A 15,657-nucleotide genomic window follows, 5' to 3' on the forward strand; every position below is an offset into this window, starting at 1 on the left:
TAGACGAGCACTAGAAAACGTAATTGTTTCTTTCTGACGGTTCGAGTCTTAAAGGTTGAAAACTGTACGAAGTAAAATTGTTCTCCCGCGAAGTTCAAATTCATTTTGTGAAATCATATTGGCCGTCATCAGGTAGGTGCGATAGTTTTTGATATTGGCCAAATTATTCATTTCCAATTCGATATCCATTTTCCACTTGTTGATCTTATAGCGCGTAAAAAAGTCTATGAAGGTGTAACTTGCATTCTTCATGTTTGTTTGAAAGGTGGCCAGGTTGCGCAGGTTTAGCCGCATAAAGCCATTTTTAAAGGGACTGGCCGGAAAGCCTATGTTATGCATCATGGTGGTAGTTTTGTTTTGGATCGCATTGTCAAGGCCCTGTTGTTTGCTCCTGTTCCAATTGAATAGTCCTGAATAGGAAATATTATAAGATTTAAATACCTTAGCTTCAATACTGGGCTGAAATAGATAGCTCATACTTCGAGTAGGCACTAGCGCATTGTTTAACAATTGATTGTATTTGAAGTAAGAAATGCTTCCTTTTAGTTTGAGGGTACTTGCCAAAGGGAAGATGTATTTATCAAATCCGATCTGAGATGACCATCGATCTTGCAGGTTATCCATATTGACCAATATATTTTCGGTGATGTTATTTTTTATAACGGACGATAACATCGTGTTGGAAAGCGATCTTGTATAGCTAATACCAGCATTTGCAAATAATACTTTTAGGGTGCGGGCCAAAGTATAATTGAGATTAAACGTATGTTTTTTGGATTCATTTAGCGCGGCATTATTTTGGCTAAGCATTCTATAGTTCCGTAATACGGCACCACGGTATATATCTTCAATATTGCCTACATCCTGCGCAAATTGATAGTTAAATTGAAGATAGTCTTCTTGTGAAATCTGCCATCTTGCTTTTAAATTAGGATTGATCAGCATGGAATTTTTGGACGTGGCCAGTTGATGGCTGACATCTTCATAATGCGTAAACAAATAGGTGATCGGGATCTCGAGCTGGGTTTCAAATCGATTTGTTTTCCAGGAATATTGCGGTGTAATAAACGCTTGGGATCTGCTCCAATACAGATTATTACGGGTATTATCGCCCAATGTTCGAACACGTTGCTCATTATCTACTATGGTAAGGAGTGAGGTGAAATGTTGACGATCTGTATTGAAGCCAATTTGATAGTATTGTTTGATTCTGCCTTTATTGAAGCGATAACCTATACTGATCTCCGTAAAAAAGGAAGGAACTTCGATTTGCTGGCGGCTGCTTTTATAGGGAATGCTATCGTTGAGTATTTCTGGAAAAACACCGGGATAGATCTGTAACGTCTGCGGTTTAGTGCCATAATTTAAAGACCAGTTGATTGCAATAATGTCATTGTTTTTAAGTTGGGGTATATAGCTGAACAAGTTGCTGAATCCCTTGATGTGGTGTTTTTGGAACTGCTCGATCTGCCCTGAGGAGTTTGCCAGCAATGCTGTAATATCTTTTTTTTCATATTCAAATGATAAAGTATTGTTCGCATATTTCTTTTCCGTATTGGTAGATGCCGAAAGTCTGGCTGCGCCAAGCCACCGCGCTGTTTTCATGTGATTTTGCTCATTAAAATAAACGTCGCCATCATCGAGCAGGTATTGCGTGTTTGAGGCATTATTTTGCCGATCGTTGTCGTATAAGACCTGAAGATTGGATTTTAGCTGCCAGAGATTCTTGAGGTTGTATAGGTTATTGGTGTTCAGTGAACCGGTATTGTTGAAGTAATAATTGTTTTTAGGAATATTTGGACTGCCTGTTGTGCTCGTCGCCAGGAGATTGTTGATAGTCGAGCTGCCGAACTTGGCCAGTAAAGAGGATTGATTGGCCCCAATGATATCTCCGGAAAGATCATGACCTGTATTATTCCCGCTGAGAACATTCAGCATCTTTACTTTCTTGTTGAATAGGATGGAATTCAATTCAGGATCATAGAGATTGGGAGTGCCGACGCCAATTTTGGCCTGTCCAGTGAGCTTCAGCTTGGCTTCCTCTTTGATAACGAGATTGATGGCGACGTCGTCTGTAAATCTTTTATTTTTAAGGACCTTATAATGTTCGTGATTGTCGAGCACCTGAATGTCCTTTACCATTTTATGCGGGATTGTCCGTGTACCTACACCATAGCGATTTTCCAACAGATCGTCACCGTCAATGTAAAGTTTAGAAACGGTTTTATCCTGGTATTTTATAAGCCCCGATTCGGTAACTTCCATGCCCGGAAGGCGTTTGATTACGTCGCCTATATTGCGATCCTCCTCTTTGGCAAAAGATCCGACGTCGTAGGAAATCGTATCATTTGAACGGCTCACTTTAGGTTTGCTCTTTACAATGACGTCTTGTAGCAGATTGGTTTTTGGAACGAGTGCGATCCGAAGATTGGATGTCTGTGTGCCAAGTTTGAGTTCAAATTTTTCGTAAGTAAGGTGATTGATCTGCAGGTAAAGGCTCGCATATTCCTTTGTCAATGTGATTGTGAAACGCCCATCTTTATCTGTCGGCTTGAAAGCGATGATTTTACCGTCTGAAAGGATGTTGACACTGGCAAAGGGTACAGGATGCTGTGTCTTATCCACTTGGACCGTTCCACTAATCGTTTGCTGGGCAAAGGTTATTTGCCCAAGCAAAACGACTATAAATAAACATAGAAATACTTTCATTAAGGCGTCAGCTCTATGGGATTATTGGTAACCTTCGAAGGTTTGTATTTATCGTCTCTTGAAATATTGAAACTTTTTATTTTGGATGGATCCAAAGCACCAATAGGGGAGCTTCCACCTGAATTACCGGATCGAACGGCAACGATGTTTCCGTTTGAGCCTACATTGATGGCTCTATTCTTTCCGGATTGCGCTTGCATGTAGGCTTGAGGATTGGCCTTAAAGGCTTCCTGAATTTTCTTTACTTCATCTGCCGTACTTGCGATGGTATTTTGTGGCAGTTCGACAAATGTTTTTCCATCTTCAATTTTATCGAATCCGGCGTAAGCGAAAATCACTTCATTTTTTGTGTCCCGTGCGTCAAGGATAAGTCCGGGTAGACCATGAAGTTTCCAGGGACCATAGGAAAATGGAAGTTCGGTTGTAAACCAGGCGATATAGGTGCGGCCTTTGAATGTTGCCTTCGCATTTTGGCAATTGTAACCACCGATTTCTTTACGATCTCCCAAGATTTCCCAATCCTGTGTGGGATATGGTGAAGTAATGGAGAAATGGTCACTAGCAACGGATATTACCTCAGTTATTTTATTTTGATCGGGGTTGATTAGATAAGATGATGATGAGGGCGAGGAGCGCGTAGTAAGGGTTAGATTGCCGGAAAATGCGGGATCTTCCATCTGTTTTTTGACCTCTTCCTGCATGCGTTTGGATGAATATGACGTATAGTAGCTGGCCTGCTGATTCAGGTAAACCACTGTTTCATCGCGTAAAAATTGGTCCCGTTGGGTACTGTCATTGACATGTTTGAATTCGTAATGTACTTTAGCGATGGCAGGAGTACGCTCTTGTGCAAATAATAGCTGCGTGGCCACAGACAGTAAGATTGATAATGAATATTTCATAAATATATGTTTATATCGTAAATATACGAAATATTCGTAATTGTAAAAATTTATTTGAACTTTTCGTTATTATCCTCCCTAGGGTTGTGCTAATGCAGGTTAAGAAAGGTTTGACTCGTTAGCAATACTTTTGTTAGCTATCTTGTTTTGTTGGCAGTATAAGTTTATTGGGTATGGCTAGACCTATCAGTTTTTGTTATCTTTTAAACAGGGTCTCACCTGCAATTACTGTCCGTTCTGTTTTTACATTTCGCAGTTGCTCATTTGGAATTTTCAAGATATCCTTTTCGAGGATAACAAAATCGGCATCTTTTCCCACTTCGATACTTCCTCGTTTTTTCTCCTGAAAACAAGAATATGCCGCCCAGATCGTCATTCCTTTTAAGGCATCTTCACGGCTTATGGCATCTTGCATCTGAAACCCGTGGTTAGGATAGCCTTTTTTGTCGACACGTGCTACCGCTGCGTGGAAACCGTATAAGGGGTTAAAATGTTCAACCGGAAAGTCACTGCCCAGAGCGAGTTTACCATATTCTGCCAACAGACGCTTATAAGCGTAAGCGCCTTTCATACGTTCTTCACCAAGTCGATCTTTGGCCCAGTACATATCGGAGGTTGCGTGTGTAGGTTGTACAGATGGTATGATTTGATACTTTCGAAACTTGTCAAAATCTGTAGGCGATATAATTTGCGCGTGCTCGATGCGCCATCTGCGGTCGCCATTATTGTGGAGGTATTTGCCATAGATATCCAGAATAATACGATTGGCCGAATCGCCTATTGCATGGGTATTTGCCTGAAACTTACTTTCGGCAATCTGTTTGATCATGGCTTCGTATTCCTGGGGGCTATGGAGGAGAAAGCCGTGGGTGGGGGCATCATGGTAATGTGCGAGGAGGCATGCGCCACGAGATCCCAATGCACCATCGGCGAGCAGTTTAAATCCTTTGATCTCGAAACGGTCCGTTTCATAGAAACCCTGATCGATAAATGACTTTATGTTTTGGGGATTGCCGAGGATCATGGCATAATCTCTAATTTTCAACTGTCCTTCGCGATAGTATTTTTTTAGGAGATCGAGTCTTTCTTTTGATAAACCTGCGTCTACAATAGTGGTTAGACCGACAGAAAGGAGGGAGTCTTGCGTTCGCTTGAGCATTCTTAAATAGTCTTTCTCACTCGGAACCGGGATTGTCTTATTGACAAGATCCATTGCATTGTCGATCAAGAGGCCATTGGGGATATTATTATTCCCGCCGACCACACCGCCACGAATCGTGGGAATACTGGTTAATTTGGCCCATTCTAGCGCTTTGGAGTTGGCGACCGCTGCATGATAATCTACACGCATGAGGTAGACGGGGATATCCGGGAAAGCTTTATCGAGTAGGTCCTTGGTTGGGAAAGTTTTATCTTTCCAGCGATTTTGGTCCCAGCCACCACCGATCAGCCAAGTTTTGTCCGGATTTTTTTGCTGGTAGTTTTTGACACGTTGAATAACCTCCTCGAAAGAATCGCTACCGTTTAGGTCGACTTGATCCATTAGTTCGGCCTCGTCAAATAAATGCGCATGGGCATCATAGAATCCCGGATAAATGGCCTTCCCCTGCGCATCAATTTTTTCTATTGCTTTGTACTTCCGCTGTATTTCTTCATCGGAACCAATGGCAATAAACTTACCGTCTTTGACCGCAAAAGCATGTGCCATACTAAAAGCCGAATCTACAGTATATACTTGCGCATGATAAACAATGAGGTCCACTTTCGTTTGTGGTGAACATGAAATGATGGTCAAGCAGAACAAAAAAATGATGATTGGGAAGGTTTTCATAACCTAAAAATAGCAAAAAGCTTTGAATAAACGGAACTAGGCTTGGGGCTAGATCTATTGGATATGCGGACTCGGGGTTTTGACTTATCGAATTGCTTTACGTGAAGTACCTACGCTGAATTGTCGCGTATTATTGGGACAGGAGACCATCAGTAAAGTAGTGAAAGGCAACCTGAAGGAAAAGTAATGCGAATACGGATTATCCAAATGCAAAAAAGGCTATCCAAATAACTTGGACAGCCTTTTTAATTCAAAAATCAAAATACGTGATTAACAGTACTCGTCAAATGCTGCAACTAAATTGTCAGCAATCATTTGTGCCGGGCGACCTTCAATCATATGTCTTTCAATCATGTGTACCAATTTTCCGTCTTTAAATAAAGCCATTGCTGGTGAAGATGGCGGATAAGGCAACATGTAGTTACGTGCAGTGTTTACAGCATCAGTTTCCATACCTGCGAAAACAGTGACCAATTTAGTTGGGTGTTTTTCATTTTTTACAGCAGCTTTTGCAGCTGGGCGTGCATTTGCTGCAGCGCAACCACAAACAGAGTTTACAACCACAAAGACAGTTCCTTCTGATGCGATAGCCTGATCAACTGCTTCAGGAGTTTTTAATTCTTCGAATCCTGCATCAACTAACTCTTGACGCATTGGAGTTACTAAATATTCTGGATACATTATTTCTTAAGTAAAATGTTAATATTCTATTTTAATTGTTTCTATAAAGCTTTCTGTCGTTGGGCAAGTATTCTTAGTCCGTATAAACAACAGCTATACTTTATGTTTACAAATATAGCTGTAAAAGGCTGCTTCGTCAAGACACTTGTCTCAAATCAATGTCAGAAAATCTTTTACCGCATGAAGTCCATTTTCAAGACGTTGGTCGCCGAGCCCGGAAATAAGACGGTAATTCGCATTAATGGCGTTCAATTCGCTTTTCCAGATCTCCATGAAGTGTTCACGCTGTTCGGGAAAATCGCGTAGTGGATCATCCTGCCAGGGTAGATCGATATCCATCAGCAGGTAGAGATCATAAACATGTTGTTGAATTTTATCGGTGACTTCCTGCGGCGTATGACCGAAAAGATGATCTGACCAAATTTTTACCGTAAGAAAGGTGGTGTCACAGATGAGGAGCTGGTCTTGCGCTAAAGGGATCAGGGCTTCCTCTAGGGCTACCTGTCCATAAAACATATTGACTTCGTCCTGCAGGGTATATTTATTGTTGAGGCTTTGGCAATAATAACGTGAATACTCGGGTACGCATACCGTCTGAAATTCCTTGGCAAGAAATTGTGCCATCGTTGATTTTCCAGTGGACTCGGGGCCAACAACGGCAATTTTTATGAAATCTTTTCCCACATCGATCGTTTTGATAGGCAATATTACGCAAAATTTTTATAGGTTTTCTGCCAATCGCGATAGCCATTCCAAGCGATGAGTGTGAAAACAAGGTAGAGTACTGCGGTCAGCATAAGGTCTTTGTGTATATAGAGCGGGATATAACAAATATCCACAAATACCCATAAGAGCCAATTTTGAAGCACTTTGCGCGTCATCAGAAATTGAGCAACAAAACTTACGGAGGTGCAGAATGCGTCAATATAAGGGACATCGGAATTTGTCTTGCTATCGAGGAGATAACCGATTGATAGCGTTAGGATCAGGATTGCCAGGAGGCAAAGGAGCAATTGTCCCTTGCTGGCTTTGACGATAGGTTTCTTTTTTTCTTCTTTTCGTCTTATCCAATAATACCAACCGTACACAGCTGTGGACAGGAAGTAGAACTGTAGTACAGTATCTCCGTACAGTTTGGCATTATAAAACAGAATCGCGTAGGACGCTACGCTGATGATACTGATTGGCCAGTTCCATATATTTTGTTTAGCGGCCAAATAGACGCAAAGAAAGCCTGTCAGCGTACCTAACCATTCAAGCCAAGAGGTCTGGGCAAATTGACGCGCAATCTGCTGAAAAAATTCCTGCATATGGTGTATTAAAATTACACCCTAAATATACAAAGTCTGCCCTATAGTCCGTTATTGAACCTGTTTATTCGCACAATTGGTACTGGCAAAGGACTCGGGTTTAGCCTTAAAAACAAACCCCATACCCATAATATAGCCCATAGCTTCTTTCAGGGCAACATTTGACTGGAAATTTGGATTGGTGTTGATGTCGGCGTGGACTTCGAGGTCTACTTTGTGTTTTTCGAGGAGGGGGCAGAGTTGATAGGCTATATCGATGGATTTTTGGACTTCGAGCAGCATCCTTTCTTTAATGCTCATTCGGTGATGCCTTTTGTCCCGTTGGATAAACATAAATCCACCTTTATGTTCCCGGAGAAAGACGATGACTGTAGCGAAGTCGATGATGCCTCTCTTGACTTGGGAATCGGTGCCTATATAAACCTTGAGCTTATTCCCTAGGGCATCTTCTCGTTTAATGACTTCCTCAACAGCATCGAAAATCGTGGAGCGAATGGATTCGCCATTGTATTTTTGCCATCTCATAGCGATATAAATTAGATATAAAAAAAATAAACTTCATCATTGACATAAATTTACTGAATTTCAATGATCTAAGTGTTAATTTAGTTTTAAATAATTTATCCACATTAATGATGTTTTACACCGTAGGCCAGGTCTCCGGCATCACCGAGTCCAGGTACAATATAAGCTTTTGAGGTCAGTTCGTGGTCGACGTCACCTACCCAGATGTGCGCCGTAGGTACAAAAGCCTGAACGTGATTCAGTCCTTCCTCGGATGCAATGGCTGCAACAATGTGTAATTCCTTGATGTCATATTCGGCCAGGAGATCCTTACAGCATAATACAAGGCTCTTTCCTGTGGCCAACATGGGGTCTACAATGATTACTGTACGATTATCTAAGTTTGGTGTATTGACATATTCTTTATGAATTTCAAACTCACCGCTCTTTTTTGTATGCCGATAGGCCGCAATGAAGGTATTGTCGGCATGATCAAATACATTTAAAAGTCCCTGATGAAAGGGAAGTCCCGCTCTCAGAATTGTAGCGAGTACGGGTTGTTCCATCAGGAGATGGGTTTTGGCCACACCTAACGGAGTTTCAACTTCAACAGGTTTATAAGCCATCGTCTTGCTGATTTCATAAGCGAAAATTTCACCTAATCGTTCCAGATTCCGACGAAAGCGCATGCGATCCTGTTGAATCGTGATATCTCTCAGTTCGGCAATAAAATGATTTGCAATGCTATTTTGGGTAGATAGAATAGTGACCATGGCGTGTGTGCTAGTTCAGTTAAGCTAAAGATAATAAATAATCAATTGAAAGTAATAACATCTATGGTATTATTATAGTTTGCGCTAAAATGGTAAAATTTTTAGTAAATTTGTGTAAGACCATAGCAGGATATGACCTGGACCACAGGTCAACAAATCGTCTTGAAGCAGATTGAAACCATCGGATTACAAAAACTGTTTTTGAGCTTATGGCTCAAGCAATTCGTGGTGCAATGTTTGCTGGAAAAGGCCTGACTGGTTTTCTTAAAGAAATAGGAAATATATGAAATTTGAATTGACATCGGAATACAAACCCACAGGCGATCAGCCAGAAGCAATTAAGCAGTTGGTAGCAGGGGTAGAGCAGGCAGAGCAATACCAGACGCTTTTGGGGGTGACAGGTTCGGGTAAGACCTTTACTGTGGCTAATGTGATTCAGGAAACCCAAAAGCCGACATTGATTTTAAGCCACAATAAAACTTTGGCGGCTCAGTTGTACGGTGAATTCAAACAGTTCTTTCCCAATAACTCGGTCAACTATTTTGTGTCTTATTACGATTATTATCAACCCGAAGCTTTTATTGCTTCGACGAATACCTACATCGAGAAGGATTTGGCGATTAACGAGGAAATCGAAAAGCTGCGCTTGGCGACGACTTCGGCCCTGATGTCGGGGCGGCGTGATATTGTTGTCGTCTCTTCGGTATCCTGTATCTACGGTATGGGAAATCCCGAAGATTTCTCCCGGTCTATCTTTCGTTTTGGGGTCGGTATGACTGTCACTAGAAACGCTTTCCTGCATAAGTTGGTGGAGATTTTATATTCGCGAACGACCACAGAGTTTAAACGGGGTACCTTTCGGGTTAAAGGTGATACAGTGGACGTGTTTCCAGCATACTTGGATAACGCTATTCGGATTTCATTCTTTGGGGATGAAATTGACGAACTGAGTGAGATCGATCCCATTTCAGGGAAAACGCTCAACAAGATGGAAGATCTTGCTCTTTTTCCAGCAAATCTCTTCGTTACACCGAAAGAAAAATTCAAAGAATCGATCTGGGCTATTCAAGATGAATTGATGCAACGGAAAACGCAACTGGAAGACGAGGGCTTAATGCTGGAGGCGAAGCGTTTAGAGGAGCGGGTCAATTATGATCTGGAAATGATGCGTGAACTGGGCTATTGTTCGGGGATTGAAAATTATTCCCGCTTTTTTGATGGTAGACAACCGGGGATGCGTCCGTTCTGTTTGCTGGATTATTTTCCGGAAGATTACCTGTTGGTCATTGATGAGAGTCACGTGACCTTACCGCAATTACGTGCGATGTATGGAGGTGACCGATCGCGAAAAGTTTCCTTGGTGGAACATGGGTTTAGGTTGCCCGCGGCTTTGGATAATAGACCTTTAAACTTTCCGGAGTTTGAATCCCTGACAAATCAGACGATTTATGTATCGGCGACTCCGGGCGATTATGAACTGCAGCAGACTGAAGGTGTTGTCGTTGAGCAGGTTATTCGTCCAACAGGACTTCTGGATCCGATTATTGAAGTACGACCAGCGATTAATCAGGTCGATGATTTCTTGGAAGAGGTCGATAAGACCATTAAAGAAGGAGGACGTGTCTTGGCTACTACATTGACCAAACGCATGGCTGAAGAACTTTCCAAATATATGACCAAGCTGAATTTAAAGGTCCGTTATATACATTCCGAAATTAAAACCTTGGAGCGGGTGGAAATTTTACGGGGTCTTCGCTTGGGTGAATTTGATATCCTGGTTGGGGTGAACTTACTCCGTGAGGGGCTTGATTTGCCGGAGGTCACGCTTGTCGCTATTCTCGATGCGGATAAGGAGGGCTTTCTGCGTTCCGAACGATCGCTTATTCAGACGATTGGTCGCGCTGCCCGGAATGATAAAGGTCGGGTTATTATGTATGCGGATAAAATGACGGATAGCATGCGCGTCACAATAGATGAAACCAATCGTCGCCGAGACAAGCAGATGAAATATAACTTGGAACATGGCATTACACCGCGTACTGTGGGCAAAACAAGAGAGGAGATCTTAGAGCAGACTTCTGTTGCTGATTTCTCGGGTATTGAACCTAAAATTTATGTTGAACCTGATCCGTCGCAGGCCATTGCAGCTGATCCAGTGATGCAGTATCTCAGTGAGAAGGATCTGAAGAAAGCGATCGATAACGTACGGAAGAAAATGGATAAAGCAGCAAAAGAAATGGATTTCTTGGAAGCAGCGAAATATCGTGATGAAATGTTCTCCTTGGAGAAGCTCTATGAAGAGCGTTTCCCATCGTAAAGCAGGGCGACTTGTTAATATGTATTAATTATTGTTAATCAATTTAAGATTTGTTAAACGACGCTAAATAGCGTTTAAATTAAGATTCCGGTCCGTATAGTTGTGGCAATTGTAAATAAATTGACCACATATGAAACATTTAATCTACGGAATAATATCGTTTTTTGTGCTTTCCACAGCATTCTGTCAAAGTAAAAATTTCCTACGGAATAAATGCCGAGTACACGAATGCCTCCTGACCCAATGGATTCGGCCGTATTTCCTAAGTTTTTCTATTGAACTATATTGTTCAATTGTTAACATATTTTGCGTAAATCAAATTCTTCTCAGTAAATTAGTGCTCAAATCTAAACTAAAACATACTAAAGAATGAAAAAGCCAATTCTCGTTGTCAAATTTGGATCGGCTTCTATTACCACGAAAGAGGGAGAAGTTGATGAACGTATTGTTTTGGAGATCGCTAGGCAAATTGCTTCCTTACAAAAGAAATACAATATCGTCTTGGTCTCTTCAGGTGCTGTTGCTGCCGGTAAACGTTTTCTGCCCAGCTACACAGGAACGCTATCCGAACGCAAAGCAGCTGCTGCAATTGGGAACCCCATATTGATTAATACGTATTCTACTTATTTCCGACCGTTTAAAATTTCATTGGCGCAGAGTTTATGTGAGCGACATCACTTTTCCAATCGGGATCAATTTCTACAATTGAAAAATACGTATGAGGAATTGTGGCGGAACAATGTTATTCCAATTGCAAATGAAAATGATGTGGTGAGTAATAAAGAACTGAAGTTTTCAGATAATGATGAGCTGGCAACCTTGATTGCTGTTGGTTTTGGTGCCGAAAAATTACTGTTTAGCACTTCCGTTCCTGGTGTGTTGGATGCAAACAACAAGATTATACCGCAAATTGAAACAATTGACCGGGATATTTTAGGGCTGGCAAGGAAGGATAAATCTTCCGTAGGATTAGGGGGAATGACCTCGAAATTGAACTTTGCCCGATTGGCCAATCAAATGGGGATTGCTGTTGTGATTTTTAGTATGCAAACCGAGGAAGCGATACAAAAAGCGGTTAAGCACGAGACTGGCACACTGTGTCTGGCTCAAAGTAAGAAGATCTCTTCCCGCAAGAAATGGCTCGCGAGTGGAAGTTTAATAAAAGGGGAATTGATGGTTGATCGTGGAGCGGAGGAAGCATTATTGAAGCACAAAAGTTTACTCGCTGTGGGGGTAACCCGTATCGTCGAGCATTTTGAAAAAGGAGAAGTGTTAAATATTGTCAATCTAGAAGGCTTAACTGTTGCCGTTGCCCGCGCGAAGATGGATTCATCCGCTTTGTCCCAGACCAGTAAAAAAAATGTAGAAATTGCACATGCAAATGATATTGTATTATTATGAGTGAATCCATCTTAAACCAACTTCAGGCGGCGGCCAAAGCAAAACAAATTTTGCAACAACTGGCTCCTGATACCAAAATAACTATTTTAAATGCCATCGCAGAAGGTCTTATCGCACATACTACTGATATATTAGAAGCCAATAAGATTGATTTGGATCGTATGGCTGATGACGACCCCAAAAAGGATCGTCTTTTGCTCAATAGCGATCGTCTAAAAGGTTTGGCTGACAGTGTTAAGCAGATTGCTCAGTTGGCAGATCCAACAGATCAGTTATTACTAAAAAAAATATTGCCAAATGGATTGGAGATCGAGAAAATTACGGTTCCACTCGGGGTCGTTGGGGTCATCTACGAATCGCGACCTAATGTGACGATAGACGTTGCTGCATTATGTATTCAGTCGGGTAACGTTTGTCTATTGCGCGGTGGTTCTGATGCGTTACACACCAACGAGGCGTTGTTGAAAGTAATCCATGCTGTCTTAGAGCAGTATGGTATTGCAACAACTATTGTGCAACTGTTGCCTGTTGATAGGAAGCATGTTTCGGAATTATTGGAAGCTACCCAATTCGTGGATATTATCATACCACGGGGTTCACAGTCGCTGATCGATTATGTCAGGGAACACGCTAAAGTACCAGTTATTGAAACTGGAGCAGGAGTATGCCATACTTATGTGGACCGTACAGCAGATTTGGATATGGCAGCCAAAATTGTTGCCAATGCTAAAATTTCGAGGCCATCGGTGTGTAATTCTTTAGATACTGTTTTGGTCGATCGTGCTGTTGCTGCCGAGTTCCTGACGAAATTGAAAACTTATTTTGAAGATGCTCAGGTGGAAGTTTTCGCGGACCCTACAGCTTATGAGATATTACAGGGTCAAAATTTTTCAAATTTAAAGTGCGCAGATGAAGCCGATTTTGGAAGAGAATTTTTAGATTTGAAGTGTTCAATAAAGACGGTCACCAGTTTGGACGAAGCTTTGGAGCATATCGCAAAATATTCTTCCAAACATTCGGAATGTATTGTTTCTTCCAGTGAACTCCATATTGAACAATTTTTGAATACAGTGGATGCTGCTGCGGTATATGCCAATGCATCTACACGTTTTACGGACGGAGGTGAGTTTGGTCTGGGTGCAGAAATCGGTATCTCGACCCAAAAGTTACATGCCCGTGGACCATTTGCATTGGAAAAATTGGTAACAGAGAAGTGGATTGTCCGCGGAAATGGACAGATCAGATAAGCATAGATCATGGGATTAAGTTTTAAGAAAGATGTATTGATGAATTGGATCGAAGAAATTGGTAAATTTCTTCGCATATGGACAGAAGGGCATGATGCTTTTACGGAGCCGACTGATCCAGCAGTGTTTGAAGATGCTTATGAGAAATTCTTCGAAAAGAGTAGGACCTATTTTTTAAATCTTTCCGAAAATGAACTTTCGGCATATCTCAAAACAGATCTTCAAATTCAGCAACTACATCCATTGGCTTTAACGTTGTTATTTGATGGGTTGAATGCTACAGATGGCAATCAGGAGAATTTACTTCGTAAAGCAAAGTTTATTTTGAATCTGGCGATGGCTGAAACGGCGAGCTTTGCCTTTCAGGATTATCAATATCTTGGTATGATCGATAACAAATTGAAGAGTCTTTAGATTAATAAAGCTATCCGTCATGCAAAGCCCTAAAAAAGTGTTTAACTTTTTGGGTTCATTGCATGACGGACAGCTTAGCGAAGGATCTCACGGGCAATCACCAGACGTTGGATCTCAGAGGTTCCCTCATATATTTGCGTGATTTTTGCGTCGCGCATTAACCTCTCAACATGATATTCTTTTACGTAACCGTAGCCACCGTGGATCTGTACAGCTTCGACAGTGTGTTTCATGGCAACTTCAGATGCATGCAGTTTGGCCATGGCAGCTTCTTTACCGTAAGGAAGGCCCTGGTCTTTCGTCCAGGCAGCTTTATACGTCAAAAGTCGAGCTGCCTCGATATCAACTTCCATGTCGGCCAATTTAAACTGTATGGCCTGATGGTCCGAAATCGGTTTTCCAAAGGTCTTTCGTTCTTTTGAGTAAGCCAAAGCAAGGTCATAGGCACCCGCAGCAATTCCTAAGGCCTGTGCCGCAATCCCAATGCGACCGCCATCGAGTGTTTTCATAGCAAATTTAAATCCGAAGCCATCTTCTCCGATACGGTTTTCCTTGGGAACCTGAACATCGGAAAATAGAAGTGAATGGGTATCGGAACTACGAATACCCAATTTGTTTTCTTTAGGACCAATGGTAAATCCCGGCAGCCCTTTTTCAACGATCAATACATTGATTCCTTTGTGGCCTTTTTCAGGATGTGTCTGTGCAATGACAAGATAGATATCGGCATGGCCACCATTGGTGATCCAATTTTTTGTACCATTTAGGAGATAGTGATCCCCCTTATCTTCGGCGGTGGTATGCTGTGAGGAGGCGTCCGAACCAGCTTCAGGTTCTGACAACGCAAAAGCACCAAGTTTTTCACCTTTCGCTAAAGGAATCAGGTACTTTTGTTTTTGTTCCTCTGTACCATAAGCATTGAGTCCATATAATACCAGGGAATTGTGGGCGGATACGATAACGGCCGCTGAGGCATCAATTTTGGCAATTTCTTCGAGCACGAGAACATAGGCCAACGTATCCATTCCAGCTCCGCCATAAGCTTCGGGGGTCATGATACCCATAAACCCGAGTTCGCCCATTTGCTTGACAAAATCTGTTGGAAATTTTGCGGCTTCATCGCGCTCGATTGCCCCAGCCTTTAGCTCTTGGGCAAATTCCCGCGCTGCGTCGCGGATCATTTTATGCTCTTCGCTTAATTCAAAATTCATGGCATTTCAGTTTTTTGGTTCATCAGTTACCAAGCCGATAACGTCTATATATAATAAGGTTTGCTGTCAAAAAGTTTCCTCCCAACTCACAATCATTTTATGAGCTCGGTGTACCAACATACTCAAATATACAAAATATATATTATGCAAGCATAGTAATATAGCAAATTACTTTTTAACCTACTTGAGCTAATCATTATAAGCATTTTGGAAAGTAATGGCCAGAGTAGGGCGGATAAGTAGCAAGGGGCATGTTGGTTTTCATTTTGTTTATACGTGTAAAGTCCTTACTTTCAATTGGATTAAGTTTAGTTTTTTCATTTCAATTTAAAAAAATGAAGAATTACTTGTTTGCTA

The 15,657-nt window shown here is 41.6% G+C and carries 13 protein-coding genes; 4 read left to right on the plus strand and 9 right to left on the minus strand.

All coding sequences use genetic code 11. The features are described 5' to 3' along the window. Positions 1-48: 48 nt before the first annotated feature. From AAH582_RS02895 to upp, 8 genes are all read right to left on the minus strand, one after another. Positions 49-2,709, minus strand: coding sequence for a hypothetical protein (locus tag AAH582_RS02895; RefSeq protein ID WP_343321172.1), 2,661 nt, complete (start codon positions 2,707-2,709; stop codon positions 49-51). Next, entirely contained in the window at positions 2,709-3,611 is a 903-nt protein-coding gene (locus AAH582_RS02900) for a GLPGLI family protein (RefSeq protein ID WP_343321173.1), read from the minus strand. The genes AAH582_RS02895 and AAH582_RS02900 overlap by 1 nt, the downstream gene beginning before the upstream one ends. A gap of 196 nt (positions 3,612-3,807) precedes the next feature. Continuing rightward, the gene (locus AAH582_RS02905) at positions 3,808-5,442 is read right to left on the minus strand and encodes an amidohydrolase (RefSeq protein WP_343321174.1); all 1,635 of its coding nucleotides are present in this window, start codon (positions 5,440-5,442) and stop codon (positions 3,808-3,810) included. A gap of 270 nt (positions 5,443-5,712) precedes the next feature. Then, positions 5,713-6,123, minus strand: coding sequence for a BrxA/BrxB family bacilliredoxin (locus AAH582_RS02910; protein WP_046672301.1), 411 nt, complete (start codon positions 6,121-6,123; stop codon positions 5,713-5,715). A gap of 150 nt (positions 6,124-6,273) precedes the next feature. Continuing rightward, entirely contained in the window at positions 6,274-6,807 is a 534-nt protein-coding gene (locus tag AAH582_RS02915; protein ID WP_070563596.1) for an AAA family ATPase, read from the minus strand. A gap of 23 nt (positions 6,808-6,830) precedes the next feature. Then, entirely contained in the window at positions 6,831-7,433 is a 603-nt protein-coding gene (pnuC, locus tag AAH582_RS02920) for a nicotinamide riboside transporter PnuC (RefSeq protein ID WP_046672302.1), read from the minus strand. A gap of 51 nt (positions 7,434-7,484) precedes the next feature. After that, positions 7,485-7,958, minus strand: a complete 474-nt coding sequence (locus tag AAH582_RS02925; RefSeq protein WP_046672303.1) for a ribonuclease H-like YkuK family protein — start codon at positions 7,956-7,958, stop codon at positions 7,485-7,487. Positions 7,959-8,062: 104 nt separating this feature from the next. Beyond that, positions 8,063-8,710: a uracil phosphoribosyltransferase gene (upp, locus tag AAH582_RS02930; RefSeq protein WP_046672304.1), complete on the minus strand. Its 648-nt coding sequence runs from the start codon at positions 8,708-8,710 to the stop codon at positions 8,063-8,065. 283 nt (positions 8,711-8,993) lie between these two features. On the opposite strand from upp, the gene uvrB reads away from it, so the two are divergent. The 4 genes from uvrB to AAH582_RS02950 all read left to right on the plus strand — a co-directional run bounded on the left by uvrB (position 8,994) and on the right by AAH582_RS02950 (position 14,089). Next, positions 8,994-11,027, plus strand: a complete 2,034-nt coding sequence (uvrB, locus tag AAH582_RS02935) for an excinuclease ABC subunit UvrB (RefSeq protein WP_046672305.1) — start codon at positions 8,994-8,996, stop codon at positions 11,025-11,027. A 369-nt stretch (positions 11,028-11,396) separates the two neighbouring features. Beyond that, positions 11,397-12,428, plus strand: coding sequence for a glutamate 5-kinase (gene proB / locus AAH582_RS02940; RefSeq protein WP_046672306.1), 1,032 nt, complete (start codon positions 11,397-11,399; stop codon positions 12,426-12,428). Then, on the plus strand, positions 12,425-13,675 hold the full coding sequence (locus AAH582_RS02945; protein ID WP_343321175.1) for a glutamate-5-semialdehyde dehydrogenase: 1,251 nt from the start codon (positions 12,425-12,427) through the stop codon (positions 13,673-13,675). The genes proB and AAH582_RS02945 overlap by 4 nt, the downstream gene beginning before the upstream one ends. Positions 13,676-13,684: 9 nt before the next feature. Beyond that, entirely contained in the window at positions 13,685-14,089 is a 405-nt protein-coding gene (locus tag AAH582_RS02950; protein WP_343321176.1) for a hypothetical protein, read from the plus strand. A 74-nt stretch (positions 14,090-14,163) separates the two neighbouring features. On the opposite strand, the gene AAH582_RS02955 is transcribed toward AAH582_RS02950, so the two are convergent. Then, positions 14,164-15,300 (minus strand): acyl-CoA dehydrogenase, encoded by a 1,137-nt coding sequence (locus tag AAH582_RS02955; RefSeq protein WP_046672309.1) that lies wholly within the window; start codon positions 15,298-15,300, stop codon positions 14,164-14,166. Positions 15,301-15,657 lie beyond the last annotated feature (357 nt).

Source organism: Sphingobacterium multivorum (genome assembly GCF_039511225.1).
In the GTDB taxonomy this organism is placed as follows: Bacteria; Bacteroidota; Bacteroidia; order Sphingobacteriales; family Sphingobacteriaceae; genus Sphingobacterium.